Consider the following 15,333-nt stretch of genomic DNA (forward strand, 5'->3'; position numbering starts at 1 on the left):
TCCTTGCGCTTCGTACATCCGCCGGCAGCGCCGGTTCCTTCTATAACAGAATTATTGCTTTACGGCAGACCATTCTTCAACATTCCACACTTTGCTTACCCAATCCTCGTAAAAATCAGGTTCGTGGCAAACGAGAAGCACGGTTCCCTTATATTCCTTCAAAGCGCGTTTGAGTTCAGACTTCGCGATGACGTCCAGATGGTTCGTAGGCTCGTCGAACAAAATCCAGTTGCTCTCCCGCATCAGCAACTTGCATAAACGGACCTTTGCCTGTTCTCCCCCGCTAAGCATGTTCAACGGCCTTGTAATATGCTCGTTCTTTAAGCCGCACCGGGCCAGCGCGCCGCGTACCTCATGCTGGTTCATATGGGAGAATTCATTCCAGACATCGTCAATCGGAGTGATATTGGGCGCTTTCACTTCCTGCTCGAAGTATGAGGGGAACAAATAATCCCCTTGGTAGGCGGTCCCGCCTAACGGAGGGATTTTGCCCAGTATCGTTTTAAGCAAGGTGGATTTTCCCACTCCGTTGCAGCCGACAATGGCAATCTTCTCACCGCGTTCGATCGTCATATTCATTTTGGGCAGCAAAGGAGCCGAATATCCGATCTCCAGGTCTTTACCCTCAAAAACATAGCGTCCGCTCGCTCTGGCTTCCTTGAAAACGAAGGTCGGCTTCATGGCTTCCTCGGGACGATCAATCCGTTCAATTCGGTCCAACTGTTTCTCGCGCGATTTGGCACGTCCGGAAGTGGACGCTCTGGCTTTGTTGCGCTGGATGAAATCCTCCTGCTTTTTGATAAAATCCTGTTGCTTTTCGTAAGCGTCGATATGCTGATTCTTGTTGATCTCCGCCATCGACAGGAATTTCTCATAGTTCCCGGTGTAACGCGTCAGCTTGGCAAATTCCAAATGGTAAACCACGTTGACCACTTTGTTCATAAACTCGGTGTCGTGGGAAATAAGAATAAACGCATACGGGTATTCCTGCAAATAATTCGTAAGCCACTGAATATGCTCAACATCCAGGTAGTTCGTAGGCTCGTCGAGCAGGAGTACGGTCGGCTGCTCCAGCAGAAGCTTGGCCAGAAGCACTTTCGTTCTTTGTCCCCCGCTTAGTGCTGCGACATCTCGGTCGAGCCCGATGGCATTCAAGCCAAGACCGTTCGCCATCTCCTCTACCTTCACATCGAGCATGTAAAAACCGCTGGATTCCAGCCGTTCCTGGATTTCTCCCATCTCCTCCAGCAGCTTCTCCAATTCCTCGGGCGGGGCGTCTGCCATCTTATCGGTGATCGCCATCATCTCGCGTTCCTGGTCCAGCAAAGGCAGGAACGCGTCCTTGAGCACATCGCGGATCGTATTACCCGGAGTCAGCTTCGTATGCTGGTCCAAATAGCCGTAATGAACTCTCGGAGTCCATTCCACCTTTCCGGAATCTTTCAGCAGCTTGCCCGTCAATATATTCATCATAGTGGATTTCCCCACTCCATTGGCTCCTACCAGACCTACATGCTCTCCCGCAAGCAGGCGGAACGACACATTCTTGAAAAGCACTCTATCGCCGAACGTGTGGCTTAATTCTTCAACCGTCAACAGACTCATGGTTGCTTTCAGTCTCCTATCGATTTCATAATTGTTCTGTATAGCAACTCATTATAGCATTGAACGGTGTCCGCAGGAAAGTGAAATCCGCCTGGAATCATCAAACATAATCGGGAAAAATGAATAAAAACGCCGTCTAACCGCCCCCCGCAAAAACAAACTCCGTTTGAACCAATTTCACCTTATCCCCGTCGTTCAAAGGATAGGATTTGTACGCAACTAGCCGCTCACCGTTGAGCAGCGTTCCGTTCTTTGAGCCCAGGTCCTTTATGCTGTAAGCCCCGTTCTCTTGATTCACCTCAAAATGGACTCTCGATACTCCCGGTTTATTTTCCGCATACTGGACGTCATTAGGCCCCCGGCCTACAATAAAGGAAATGCCGGTAATCGGAACCTTCTCCAGCTTATCCTCTCTTCTCACTTCAAAAACGGGCTGCCGTTCGGTCATTTTGGAAGGCTGAAGAAACACGGTCGCATCAGGCGAGGGCAGCGGCGAGGTGTACGGCAGACTTTCATAATAATCCAGCATATACTTTTGCATATTTACCGGCGGTGCCAGTGCTTTACCTGGTTCATCTTGTTCGCTGCGCTCCCTGTTTCCGGTTCCTGCCGACAAGCTAGTCCCGCCGGCTATAGCTCTTTTTGAAAAAGGATTCCAGATGTGCAGCAAAGCAAATACTGCATCTCCGATCAGCAGGCTCAGCCCCAGCTTCAATTGCAGGATAGCTTCGCCGCTTCCCTTGAAGGCAGCTCCCCATAGGGCGGCACACGCTGCCGCGGCAAACAGATACGCGGCACAGCGGGAGAGCGTTTTGCCGAACACTTTGATGCTATCCCGCTCTCGACGACCTGCATGAAACAGATTCGGCGCGAATGTGTTTTGTGCAGGCTTTCTTCGCGCTTCATCAGTCCCCGGCCCATCATATTCAATGGGATGCTCGCGGCCCTTGCCTCCGACTTCGTCCGGCGTCTGGAAGTCGGCTGCTGGTGCAGGAACCGGCGGCTGTAACTCAGCAAGCCGTTCCAGCATGGCAATAATCCGCTTTTTACATTCGGCAATACTGAAAATGTGGTCCCGCATGAACAACACCAGCATGCCCAATTCTTTATTGGCTGACAGCCCCGTTTCAATAAGGATCGTATCGGAAAGCTCGCACAGCTCCTCTTGGACAGCTTTTTTCTCAGGCCAGGCCTTTAACGGAACATATGTCAAATAAAGGTCCGACAAGCCCTGTCCGACATAAATAAAGTCCTTCCGAAGAAGATAACAGCTCTCTGAAAGCATGTAGTTCCGACTGTCTTCCAGCGTATTAAGCAAGCTGAGCAGCAGAGAAAGAAAGCTGAATTCCGTGAACGTTTTCTTATCGATGCAGTGTGCCAGCTTCTTTTTACCGGTTATATCGTAGAGCAGCTTAGTATCGGCATTCTGGTATTCGATATGTAATGGAAGCATTCCCGGGATGCTGTTGCCCAGTATAAATTTGATCTGGATCGCCGACAAATCGGCTTCGCTCAAACCTTGTTCCCGAAAAAGTACCGCAAAATTAAACAGCCTATGGATATAATCCGCTCGAAATCCGTAAACGCTGTCGGTCACTGCAGCATTTCTCCTTCCCAAATATAATAAAAGGCGGTAATCGCTCCGGGAAGCACCGCATACATAAACGGAAACCGGCAGGAGTCCCGCTTTAGAGCAGGCACAGCTTTGAAATCGCCCATCAGCAATATCCCGCCTGCAGCTGCAAACACTCTGCCCATCCGCTGCTTCCATTGTTTCGTGATCAGCAGGATGGCAATTCCAATGACTGCAGCATACAAAATGGAATACACCGAGCTGTACAGAACAAATTCCGCTCCGCCGCATGCGCCGAGAGCAGCAAACAGCTTGACGTCACCCGCGCCGAGAGCTCCCGTCCAATAGAGAACAAACATCATGCCAAACCCTGAAGCTGCTCCCGCTGCGGAATAGATCAGCCCGGACCAACCGTGCAGCGAAGTGTGCAGCAATAAACCGGCAAGCAAAGCGGACAGGGTGAGCCGGTTGGGAATCACCATCGCTTTGGCATCCGTTATAAATGCTGCGCCGATCAAGGTAAATAATAAAACGGTTGTCCATTCCATATGCATTCTCCTCGCTAAGCGCCGACCCAGGCGCGTTCATAAGCTTGTTTCTTGATCCTTAGTACTGGATGGAAAAAAGGCACCGCCAGCCTCATTTCATACTCCGCTTCAATGCCGACAAACGCTTGACCGTGGGCCTCGAAATCCGGAAAAGTCACCTTGGTCACTTTCAACCGGTCTTCCCGGATCAGTTTCGGATCCGCCATTTTGTACACCAGCTTGCCAAAGGTCTGATTCAACAAAGGGACGAAAACTGTTTCCGTGTAATGCCGATATTGTTCTGCAGGCATTTGTTCGTATTTCTCCCGCTTCGTCCTCTCCCACTCCATCAGCTGCACCAAAGGCTCCGGTATGTATGCCGAGTAGTCCTCGACAAATTGTTCAGACTGCTTTGCTTTATCTCTCGCATTCCGTACCTTACCCAACATATCGGCGACCGCGCCTGCCGCGCGGGTGTCCATCACTCGCTTCGTTCCTTCCGCGTAGAGCAGCCGGGCCGGATAAAAATGGCCGGCTATCATTTTTGCGGAATCCGAAAGAGCCGACTGAAGCGCCATTTCCGCCATCGACAATTTTATAAACGAGACCAGTACGATCAAAAACGACAAAAACAAGGGAAGGATCAATGCTGCCTCAAGGATTAAGCCTCCCTGATCATCCGGTAGAAAAAGCCTCCTCTTTTTAATAGGACATCACCGCCGTTTTGGTTATTTGACAGCGGCCCGCTGTTACCCGGCAGTTCAACGCTCCGGCCTCCCCCAAAGCTCTCATGGCATCCGGAAGGAACCAGAGCCTGAACGAAGTGGTTGCCGCCGTCTGGATATAAGTGGTCTCCTTCTGCAGGTCCTTGCCTGTGTTAAGATCTATTAAAGCCTGCATCCGCGGTATGGTCCTGCGTTCGCTGCCGTGCAGCATATAAAACAATCTTAAATAATCTTTATACCCCATCCGGACCGTGTCCGGAAGTTTGCCGGAAACGGGAACATCCTCTCCGTCTATCAAGAGGTTCATATCATTAAAGGCTTTAACCGAGCCTTCCGCAGCGGCCGTCAAAAGTACGAGAAGAGGACTGCCGGCTTGGAGCAGCTCATTCCCGGGTTCAGCCAATGCCTCCATCGTGCGCACCGCAAGCCGCAAGGCAAACATCTCCCCGTAGGCCGCCGAATAGTTCGCTGCGCAGCTGTTAAGGCCATACAGGATATATTCCGCTTCCTGCTTTTGAAGCACACGGGTCCCTGGCTGCGCCGGTTCGGCCGCCACCTGCTTTAAAGCCCCGTCAGTCCCTTTTTCCATTCCAAAGGTGCGGTAACCGTATTTACTCAATACGAACTCATCGAGATAAAACTGGTCACGCACGGAATTCATCAAACCGGCAATTTGGGAGAGGAGGGCCATGGAACGTTTGGCGGTCCGGTCGGCGTCTTCGATTTCAACGATATCCACACCGGCGGGAACGCCGGACTCCCACCTATATTTGGGTACCAATTCGTTTTTTAGCTTAGTATATGGCTCTCCGCCTCCGTTCGCAGCCTCGACAATACTGCAGCTTCCGATCGCATTCCTGGCTTTATCCAGCAATTCATTCAGCTTGTTTTTCTGCTCCTTCTGCTTCCGGGCAGCTGAGCTGCGTGCGTATTGTGCGTTTTTTTCCAAGGCGTTTTGCTTGTCGTAAAATTGAAGCGTATGGGTATGGAAGCTTTCATTGGCCGCCCGCCTTTTGCCTAACGCCTCGCCAGTGTACAGCAGCGTTGTCTCAACTGACGCCTTGAACCCTGAAAATAGCGCCGCAATGGAGCTTACTCCAACCTCATACTCTTGAAAATAACTGTCGCGCAGTATCCTGATACTTCGGAATACATCATCCGAAGCGAGAGTTTGGCCGTCTGTCCCGCTATTTGCAATGACGTCGTTCAACTTTTCATTCAATTCAATGTTCACTTTTTGGGCTTCCGCCAGAGTGCCGGTAATTGTCTTTTGGTACGAAACAAGAGCAGCTTCATTGAGTGAAACTTCTTGCCTCGTTGCAGCTGCCAGTGCCCCATATTCGATAATGAGATTTAACAGTCTCTCCCAATCGTTTATTTTCGCCTCCAACGCCGAAATCTGATCTGCAAGACGGCTTCGGCTTTCACTCAATGCGCGAATGCTGTCGACCGCCCCGGCGCCTGCCATGAACAGGGATATAAGTGAGCCGTCTATCGATTTTAAAGATTCGGCTAGAGAGGCCATTTCTTTTCTGGCCTCCTGAACATTGGATATCATTTCATCCGCGGTGTGAATGCCGATTTGGTCAGCCAAGGAGCTCAATTCATTGAGCCTGATATTGTAATAGTCATAATACTTATTGGCTTTATCGACCATCTGCTCCGTTTGATTCCAGGCGGCGCTGAGCTGCTCGTCCCTCTTATCAAGCAGCTTCTGCAGCTCTGCCGCATTGGCGGAAAAAACGGAAGCCCGCTGCATCGACTTGTCCAAGCCGGTCTTTTTGAACTTGTCCGCTATTTCCAAAGAAAATTGAATCGGCGCCTTATACTTCATTTCTTCCAATACCTGCCTCTTAAACACCGTGTGATTGGCCAGCGAATAAACCGGTGTGATCGACGGATTCTTTGCTTCAGGCCTTACATCGATATATTGAAAACCTCCAGGCACGGCTAAGTTCTCCTTCAACACCTTTGCAAAAAGCTGCTCCGAATCTGCGGCAGGCAGATTGAAGCCGAATAAGCCGTAATTCTGCATTTCCGGATCAAAATAAGATAACATGGATCTTGCGGCGGTTTTGACCGCGCCTTCGGATTCGCGTTCAGCGAGCTTCACTCTGGCAAAATCAATGAACACCGCATGGAACAAAAACACGGGTACGATAAGGATGATTAAAAAAACCGAGACCGAGCCGCGTTTATCGTACAGCATCCGCTGTATGCCTTTTCCCGATTTCAGAAAGTTCACCTCTCTTAATGCAGCACTATGAGAATGCCGTTCTTTTCGAGCTCGCGGCGGAAGCTTTCAGAAGGCCCTGCCTTTCCCTGGCCGTTGGGTCCGAAAAAATGCCACACCACTCCTCTGATGCTCGCGGAGGACCTTAACATCTCGATATCTTTCGTCATCTGTTCCCTTGCCAATTGATTCTCCGTAAAATTGTAATAAGCCTGATGGGCCACTCCATTCCCGTCCAGCGCATCAATCACTCTGATGTTCCCCGCTTTTAACGTGTAGATGCCTTCCTTGGCTTGAAGCAAATCCCTTAAGTATTCGCTCGCCTGCCGCTCCGATGTGATCTTGGGCATGTCCCGTCCCTGTGCAGGTTCTTTCATAAGAGATTTAGCCTCGGCGGGTGAGATCCTGCCTTTGATCGTCTGGTAATAGCTTCGGGCCAGATTGACATTCCTTATGTATTCGATGGGATCCACTATCCTCGCTGCAGCGGCAGCTTTCGCTTCTTTTTCAGGCAGCCAGCGGGACAATAGATCAGGAGCGCGGAAAGGTTGGTGCAACTCGGCTCTTACCTGCCTGTCAATCCATCTGTTGATGTAGGTCAATGTCCCGGTCACGCCATTCGCCTGGCTTCCAGCCGCTTTCTGCAGCTTTTTCTCCGGACCCTGGCGGTAGGCAGATGTGCCCGGTATCTGTATCGCGGTGGACTTTGACCCGAGCAGCCCCGCAAACGCGTCGTCTTCAACAGTTCTCCAATATAATCCGTCGTAGCTGCCAACCGGATAAGCTCCGGTCAGCGGCAGCTTGAAGCTGTTATCCCACGCATAAGCAGCCCGGTCAGCGGCGAGCGAGGCTGCTTGGTGCAGAGAGGCCTGCAGGTAGACGTATAACACCATGAACATCACGGCGAAAAGGCAGAGCAGCACCATAGGGAAAAGGAGCGAAGCTTCCACCGTAAAGCTGCCGCGTCTATCCTTAAAAAATCCCTTTACCGCCGAGACTGTCACTGCGAACAGCTTGTCGTAGGGCTTGGCTGACAGGGAGTAACCGCAGTATTGTTCTGCATGTCGCTGTTGGCGTCGCCAATCAGCTTGTTAAACCAGCCGACGATCCACTTCCTGAATATGATGGCCAATGTCACCAATACAGCTACAATCAGCAGAATTTCCAATGTGCCAAGTCCTTCTTCTTCCTTCCAAAATCGCGTTACTGCCCTTTTTAAATTCCAATCGTTCATTACTCTTCCTCCTCTAAATTATGGATTCATAACCAACAATGCAGGTGCCGCCACGAGTACCATGACTACCATAAATATGACCACCATTGGAAATACGAGCTTGGATGAAGCTTCCTCCCCCAACGTTCTGGTCACCGTTTTGCGCTTATCCCACAGCATGTGCGAAAGCTCCTTCAATGCGAATACGAATTCGTCCCCTCCCCTCCGGTGATTCAAAAGAATTGTAGTTACTAGACTGGACACCTCCTGAAGTGCGCAGCGTTTGTTGAAATTATCCATCGCCTGCGTCAGCGAGGAATTCATCTGCAGCTCGTTGGATAAGAGGTGCAGCTCCTTTTGCAGGGGACGCTCCGATCCCATGTCAACGCATTTCATCAACGCTTTCTGTACCGTCTCTCCCGCATTCACCAGCAAAATCATTTTATTAAGCATCTCCGGCAGTTCGAGCAGGATCGATCTTTTTCTGGCTGTCGACGTTTTTTCAAGCTCTCTCAGCATCAGGAAAGGTATAAGCACGACACACGCCAAACCTAGGGCCAAACAAGCCGCATCCCCTCCCGCGATAATCGCCAGCAGCGTGGAAAAAGGAATAGAGCAGATACAGCCGAGCAGGATTTTGGCGGTAAAAAGCCGGCTTTCCGCATGGGCAAGCTTTCCGCCATGCAGGCCGTTCATATGGACATAGATTTTGGAGAACGTGTCCGAGAACAAATCCGGCAGATTGAATCTATCCAACAGTAAAAGCGGACCCGCAAAAATCCATCTCTTGCGCTTATGCGGAACGTACTCTGCGAGAAACGCTTTGTACTTGTTTCCTGCCCGCAGCCACAGCATCAATAGAAGCGCCGCCTGGACGACTAACAGGATTTGCAGGAACATGGAATCACACCTTCAAATTCATCAATTTTTGCGCGGCCGCATAACAGCCCATAAGTGCCAGCAACGCTAGAGTGGTGATCAAGTATCCTCGTCCGCTGTACAGAGGACTCATGTATTCGGGCGAACTCAAGCTTAATAAAGCAACAATAAGGACGGGAGCAGCAGTCAATATTTTGGATTCCAGCTTCTTCTGGGCGATCATGACAGTAATTTCTTGCTGCACATCCAGCTTTTCGCTAAGAATTAAGGATGTTCTGCGGATGACTTGAACGAGATTCCCACCTGTTCTTTTGCATGTGGAGAAAACGTCCGCAAAATTCGTTACGTCCTCCAGATTCGCCCTGAGGGCAAAATCGGCTAACGCTGCCTCAATCTGTTCGCCGTTCTCCACCCGCCGGTTAATAATTTCCAATTCGCGGATAATGTGGCAATCAGAGCTCGGATACAGAGTCCGCAGATCGACAGCCGCATCGCGAAAGGCATTTTCAACGGACTTTCCGGCCACAAGCGAAGAAGAAAGCGCATTTAACGCCTGCTTGAATTGAAGACTGAGCAGCTGGAGCCGCTTTTTGGCAAGCTGCTTCTTACGAACCTTCGGAAACAGAAGGCCTATCAGTGCAAACAGCAATGCTACAGAAGCCAATTTATAAAAAACGAATCCGATGAATCCAAAAGCTGCTGCGGCGCATAACGCGGACACAACGATTTCCCTGGCATTCATTTCATAGCTGGAATAATTGACCAGCACCGATGCAGCCGCCCTGTCCTTCGGCAGTTTTTCTCTTGCAGCATTCTGCTTGGGTAAAACCTGCGCTGCTTTCTGTCTGGATAAAGGAAGCTTCCCCAAAGGCATTCCCAGAAAGCTTCCAAGCGAAGCTTCACCGTCGGGCGGCTTATGCCTTCGATCATACAGCTGGAATGCCAGCCAGCAAACCCCGCCGGACAGCACCGCATAGAGCCATATCAACTTCCCCCCTCCTTCCGGTGAGTAGAATTCCACAAGGGCTGCTCAGAGAGTCCAGCCATTCTTAACTTCCATGTATGGTTCAGTTTACTGCCTGTAGCTATCAAGCCCCCTATCACTTTACCTCCCGCAGCTGCCCCCCTTTCCTCGAACCGGAATAACGGATTCAGCACAATTTCCCCGTTTTCGATTCCGGCTATCTCGCTTATCTCCGTCACTTTCCTGGTACGGTCGCGCATTCTGGACAAATGCACCATGATATCGACAGCCGAGCTGATCTGCTTGCGGATCACCTCCACCGGCAGGGCCGCTCCGCTCAGCACCATCGTCTCCAGCCGGCTCAGCATATCCGCCGTGGAATTGGCATGGCCTGTGCTGAGTGAGCCGTCATGCCCGGTATTCATCGCCTGCAGCATATCCAGCGCTTCGGCACCCCGGACCTCGCCGATAATGATCCGGTTGGGCCTCATTCTAAGCGAAGAATGGATCAGCTGGCGTATCGTAATCTCTCCTTTGCCTTCCGTGTTCGCATTACGCGTTTCCAGAGACACCAGATTCGGCACATTCCTGATCTGCAGTTCAGCCGAATCTTCAATTGTAATAATCCTTTCATCCTGCGGTATAAAATTCGAGAGCACATTCAGGAAAGTGGTTTTGCCCGAGCCAGTCCCGCCCCCGATGAAAATGTTATATTTGGCCGCTACCAGCATTTTCAGAAAATCCGCTGCATCAGGGGTAATTGCGTCTTTACCGATCAAATCATCCATAGACATTGGTTTCTCGGGAAATTTTCTGATAGTTAAGGTAGGACCATTAAGAGCGACCGGCGGCAGCACAACGTTCACCCGTGAACCGTCTTTTAATCTGGCATCTACTATTGGCGAGGATTCATTCACCACCCGGTTCACTTTGGAAACAATGGCCTGAATTATATTATCGAGCTTCTCCTGATTCTCAAAAGTCTCGGCACAAACTTTCACTTCGCCGTCCTGCTCAATGAAAATCCGGTCGCAGCCGTTCACCATAATCTCCGTTATGGAGGGGTCATCCATGAGAGGCTGAAGAACGTCAAGCCCCCGAAAGCTGTTATACAATTGGCGCACCCATTGCTGTTTCCTGTTCGCCGTCAAGGGAAATGCCCTGGAATGCTCGAAAACCACCTCCTCAATCGTTTCTATAAGCTGCTCGTCCGAAGTGGTATGGGATAGATCCAGACGCTCAGAAATTCTCGTTTTCAAATGGTGCGGCACTGCCTCACTCGGCAACTTCATCACCCCTATGGGCAATTTCCAGGGACGCAGCCAGATGCATGAGCTGACGGTTAAACGCTTCGGAGTGAAACAGCGATTCTGAGGAAGAAGCCGCCTTCCATTGCGGGATGTACGGCAATTGACCGCTTAGGTTGTGGCCGGATGCCGACAGGCCATGGGATGCGTTTCCCCGGCACTTGTTCTGGATAAAATATACCGCATTAAGCACCGCCGCAGCTTCCGTGTCCAGGCCTCTCCATCGGTCAAGCAGTAGCCTCGTCTTTGTAATACACGCAGCTTCATCCGTGACAATCCACCATACGCTGTCGCTTTCAGACAGAGCTCCCAAAGCTCTAGGATGGGCGGATGACTCCAGGTCGACTATGACGCTGTCGTATCCGCACTCAGAGATCGCCTTGATAAGCGACGAGGTGTCTGAAGCCGTCATTTCCTGAAGCTCCGACAGTGACTCGGCAGGCGGCAAATAATCAAATCTCAAGGAAGGTTCCCGTATGACAGCCTGTTCAAGCTTATTGCGCACGACGGCCGGCTGGGTCCGAATGTAGTACAAAACTTCTTCAAACGGCTGCGTTTCCGGTGCGGCACTCGGGATTACTGTCGGACCGAGCAGCTCGAGATTCAGGTAAAACACCCGTTTGTCCTGCATAGCCAGCCCTCTTGCCAAATTCAAGGCCGTTGTCGTCTTTCCGCATTGTCCCACGGCCGAGTAAATGGAGATGACCTTCACGGAGCGCGGTTTATCCGAAGATGGGCGGTTTCTTCTTTCTAAAGACCGTGACACAATGGCAGAGAACAGCTTATCCAAAGGCTGGTATTTGTACAAATAAAACGGCTCCGCCGCTCCGCCGCTCTCTGTCAGGATCCAATAATCTTCCTGTAAATTGTTCTCGCCCCACTCCTTCCACTTCTCGTTCAATAAAACTGTCCTCTCTTCGTTGCGGTTCTTCAAGACATTAGCGGCTGCAGCGGGTTCCGTAAAACAGCGTACGCTGCAGGCACCATTGACGGTAGCTGTTCTGGCATAAGCCGCAATCCATTCCACATAATCCGTGTCCGGATCGATAATGCAAATCTGCTTGGTTGACACATTCCTCTCCCCTTAACCCCACATTTGTACGAGGCCGCTCGCGGTTAGCACACAGGCAATCGCGGCAATCGCCGCAGCCACTCGTATTTTGTGCTTCCTCTCCATCATAACCACCTCCTGACAACGAAAAAAAGCACCCTAACGCCCGTAGGCATTAGCGGTGCTTCCGCTTTGCAGATAAATTAATTTTGATGCTATTATAACTCTTGTTGGAATCATTTAGCAATACCTAAGTGGAAAATACCTTAAATAAAATTTTTCCCTTTGATTTGGCATTCGGGATTCCTTCCGTGAAAACTTCCTTCCATAAACCGGAAAAACCTCGTGAAGCTTCCTCCAAATATTTCGGGTTGTCCTGCACGCAGCGCCCCTTCCATACGGCTGAAGCCACTTCCTCAGCGGCTATGGCGGGCAGCGAAAGCACCTTCCAGCCGGCAAAATGCTCCAGCCACTCTTTTGTTCCTGCTGGAGAGACGGCACGGTTAACGACAAGCTGGACTTTTTGTCCGCTTTCAGAATACTTCTCCATGCGCTGCAGAACAGCCGCTGACGATGGCCTGTTGATTTTTACGGAGCAATCCTCCGCAACAATCAGCAGCAGATCCGCCGCGTCACACAATTCTTTTACTGATTCCTGTTCCCACTTGAAGCCGATGTCCACAATGCGGATGGGCTTTTTAGCGCTGTTCAGCCAATAAAGAATGCTTGGGGCGGGCTGCTCGCATTCTTTTATAACGCCGTCCGGAGGCAGAGCAAGCCACTGCGTAAACCCGTCAGTCCAGACGGTGCTCCCGCCGCGGGAAAGATAGTCTTTTGGCGCATGGCGGTCTCCGAAAAGCAAAGTATACAGCTCCGGTTCAACGGCAGGATGCTCCATGACAGCATGAGAGATGCCCCAACGGTTCAGCATTCTGGCCAGCGATACGGCGGTGAAACTTGCCCCGGCGCCAGGGTAGAGGCTTCCCACTACGATAACTTTGGGATCCATCGAAAGATTTTTGCAGCTCTTCACAGATTTGCTCCGTACTGATCCAAGCAGCTCCTCAAGATGTTCTTTTACTTCAAAGGCCCCTCCGGGGCGGGAGCGCGGGTCCTCCGCAAGCAGGCTCATTACAAGGTCAATCAGCTTTATGGGCAGGGCCGTATTTATTTTTCCCAAAGATATGCGCGACACCGAATAATATCCGCCGCCGCTCAGCAAATGGTACATAAAAGCGCCCAAACTGTATAAATCCGAGCGGGCATCCGTCTGAAATCCGTGCAGTTGTTCCGGTGAAGCGAATCCTATCGTCCCTAACGGCACAGTGTCAGAGTTCTGACCTGCCTTATAGCTGCGGGCCGTCCCGAAATCAACCAGTTTGATGCGGCCGTCCTGTCCGATAATCACGTTGGAAGGCTTCAAATCCCTGTATATGACAGGCTCAGGCTCAATCGAATGCAAATAATGTAAAATATCGCATAACTGCACGGCAAAAGACAGGACTGACGCAGCGTCGGCCTTCTTCTGCCTATTCGCGAACCACGCCTGCAGCGTCTGCCCCTCGATATAATCCATCACCACGAAGCACACGTTGTCCGGTTCCACCACATAATAATCTACGATCCGGGGCAGCTGCGGATGGTTTAAGCGGGCCAGCATTTGGGCTTCCTCCAGAAAATGGGGAACATCCTCGGGGCGCTGTGGAATCTCCTTTACCGCCCACTCCTTGCCGGCCAACTTCACATCCTCCGCTAAAAATACACTACCCATCCCTCCTTCTCCAATCGTTTTCACTATCTTGTAACGGCCAGCCAGCACTTCACCCGGCTTTACACTTTTCACTGCATCCTCTCCTTTGTAAATAAAAATGCACTCTGATTATAGCGGGAAAGGGCTATTTTATCTACTATTTTTTGTATGGCCCTAGGGTATCACCCTTCTGGCAACGGCATATTCAACGGCATATTCAGGCGTATTCATGGAAATCATCTCCACCGAGCGTTCGGTTTTGGGCGAATGGATCATTTGGCCGTTTCCGATATACATGGCGACATGGTGAACAGCCCCTTTTCCTTCCTCGCGTGCGTAAAATAACAAATCTCCTGGACTAAGCCGAGATGGGTCGACTTTTTGGCCGAACTTTGCCTGGTCTTTGGCGTCTCTTGGAATGGAAATCCCATAAAAGCCATACAGGGAATAAGTAAATCCGGAGCAGTCAAAGCCAAATCCCGAGGTGCCGGCCCATAGGTAGGGCAAGCCCAAAAACTGCCGGGCGAGCTCGGAAACCTCTTGTCCCGTCACAGCCTTTCCGGCCTCGCCGCCGCGGATCAAGACATCCTTCTTGTCGATCCATTTGAACCCGTCCGCCGGTGTCGCAACGGTCAATATGTCCCCGTCTTCTGCCGCCAGCGGCAGAACGGTGTTAAAACTGATTTGACGGTACCGTTCCGTTAAGCTTGGATCGTTGTACAGCCACGCTGTTTTAGCCTGTACCACCACCTTGGGACATGCACCGCCGGATTCCACGCCGGCTTTTTTCGTTAGCTGCTGCGAAGGAAGCCAGCCAGGATAGCCCTGTGATAGAAGAGGTGTCGACTGATTGATCACAGCAGCCTTCGTCCACTCCCCCCGCTCCTCCAAAGTATAGACAGCCTGACCCAGCAAAGCCTGCGTCTCCGTCTTTCCTACGAGCCACAGTTTGTCCGGGATGCTCATTTTGCGGGTCCACTCCAATACACGGACAGGCTGCTCCATGGAAAGAATGTCCACTTTACGCTGCATCTGCGGTTGTTTCCATAGCGTGGCCACGGAAACATTGACATAAGCAATATGCTCATCTACGGATGCGTTAGAATTCATGCAGCTGTATGGCTTTGCGGAAGAGAGACGGGCCGGCTGCGGATCTTTTTGGAGCTGTGAAGACGTTAGCTGTGCAGGCTCCTCCATTGCTTGAAACTCGGTTGATTGCACAGAGTCCTCCTTGGCCTGCACACCGTTTCGTCTCACTGTATCTACCGTCTGCGTGGCTGTCTCTGCCCCCTCCGGCTGATGAAGCTGCTCCTCCTTTTGCAAAATGGACGGGGCAATGGTTGGGGTTGTGTTCTCCCCCGGCTTGTCCGGCACAGGATGATAAGAATCAAACCCATAAAAAATAACGCACAGCAGCAGCATAACCGATAGGCCGACAGCGGATTTTGCACGATTAAATTTATTCATAGCTTTATCATACAAAAAAAGCGAAGCGCGTGGAGCACC

At 51.0% G+C, this 15,333-nt stretch carries 13 protein-coding genes; all 13 read right to left on the minus strand.

Annotated features, from left to right (window positions below):
* Positions 1–51 precede the first annotated feature (51 nt).
* Complete coding sequence (locus ACZ5N7_RS06215; protein ID WP_464658254.1) at positions 52–1,605, minus strand: ABC-F family ATP-binding cassette domain-containing protein; 1,554 nt, start codon at positions 1,603–1,605, stop codon at positions 52–54.
* Between the two features lie 136 nt (positions 1,606–1,741).
* Positions 1,742–3,202, minus strand: a complete 1,461-nt coding sequence (locus ACZ5N7_RS06220) for a DUF6382 domain-containing protein (RefSeq protein ID WP_464658255.1) — start codon at positions 3,200–3,202, stop codon at positions 1,742–1,744.
* Entirely contained in the window at positions 3,199–3,726 is a 528-nt protein-coding gene (locus ACZ5N7_RS06225) for an A24 family peptidase (protein ID WP_464658256.1), read from the minus strand. Before ACZ5N7_RS06225 ends, ACZ5N7_RS06220 begins: the two co-directional genes overlap by 4 nt.
* Before the next feature lie 14 nt (positions 3,727–3,740).
* A complete protein-coding gene (locus ACZ5N7_RS06230) occupies positions 3,741–4,352 on the minus strand; it encodes a TadE/TadG family type IV pilus assembly protein (protein WP_464658257.1) in 612 nt (203 codons plus the stop codon).
* Between the two features lie 55 nt (positions 4,353–4,407).
* On the minus strand, positions 4,408–6,675 hold the full coding sequence (locus tag ACZ5N7_RS06235) for a hypothetical protein (protein WP_464658258.1): 2,268 nt from the start codon (positions 6,673–6,675) through the stop codon (positions 4,408–4,410).
* 5 nt (positions 6,676–6,680) lie between these two features.
* Positions 6,681–7,667 (minus strand): TadE/TadG family type IV pilus assembly protein, encoded by a 987-nt coding sequence (locus ACZ5N7_RS06240; protein ID WP_464658259.1) that lies wholly within the window; start codon positions 7,665–7,667, stop codon positions 6,681–6,683.
* A complete protein-coding gene (locus ACZ5N7_RS06245) occupies positions 7,664–7,897 on the minus strand; it encodes a Flp1 family type IVb pilin (RefSeq protein WP_464658260.1) in 234 nt (77 codons plus the stop codon). Before ACZ5N7_RS06245 ends, ACZ5N7_RS06240 begins: the two co-directional genes overlap by 4 nt.
* An 18-nt stretch (positions 7,898–7,915) precedes the next feature.
* Positions 7,916–8,776 carry a type II secretion system F family protein gene (locus tag ACZ5N7_RS06250; RefSeq protein WP_464658261.1) on the minus strand — a complete coding sequence of 287 codons (861 nt, stop codon included), beginning with the start codon at positions 8,774–8,776 and terminating at the stop codon, positions 7,916–7,918.
* Between the two features lie 4 nt (positions 8,777–8,780).
* Positions 8,781–9,743: a type II secretion system F family protein gene (locus ACZ5N7_RS06255; protein ID WP_464658262.1), complete on the minus strand. Its 963-nt coding sequence runs from the start codon at positions 9,741–9,743 to the stop codon at positions 8,781–8,783.
* On the minus strand, positions 9,740–11,011 hold the full coding sequence (locus tag ACZ5N7_RS06260) for a CpaF family protein (RefSeq protein WP_464658263.1): 1,272 nt from the start codon (positions 11,009–11,011) through the stop codon (positions 9,740–9,742). The genes ACZ5N7_RS06255 and ACZ5N7_RS06260 overlap by 4 nt, the downstream gene beginning before the upstream one ends.
* On the minus strand, positions 10,995–12,098 hold the full coding sequence (locus ACZ5N7_RS06265) for an AAA family ATPase (protein ID WP_464658264.1): 1,104 nt from the start codon (positions 12,096–12,098) through the stop codon (positions 10,995–10,997). The genes ACZ5N7_RS06260 and ACZ5N7_RS06265 overlap by 17 nt, the downstream gene beginning before the upstream one ends.
* Before the next feature lie 229 nt (positions 12,099–12,327).
* Complete coding sequence (locus ACZ5N7_RS06270) at positions 12,328–13,920, minus strand: serine/threonine protein kinase (RefSeq protein ID WP_464658265.1); 1,593 nt, start codon at positions 13,918–13,920, stop codon at positions 12,328–12,330.
* A gap of 81 nt (positions 13,921–14,001) precedes the next feature.
* Entirely contained in the window at positions 14,002–15,294 is a 1,293-nt protein-coding gene (locus ACZ5N7_RS06275; protein WP_464658266.1) for a C40 family peptidase, read from the minus strand.
* Positions 15,295–15,333 lie beyond the last annotated feature (39 nt).

It is taken from the genome of Paenibacillus sp. JCM 18996 (assembly GCF_055392555.1).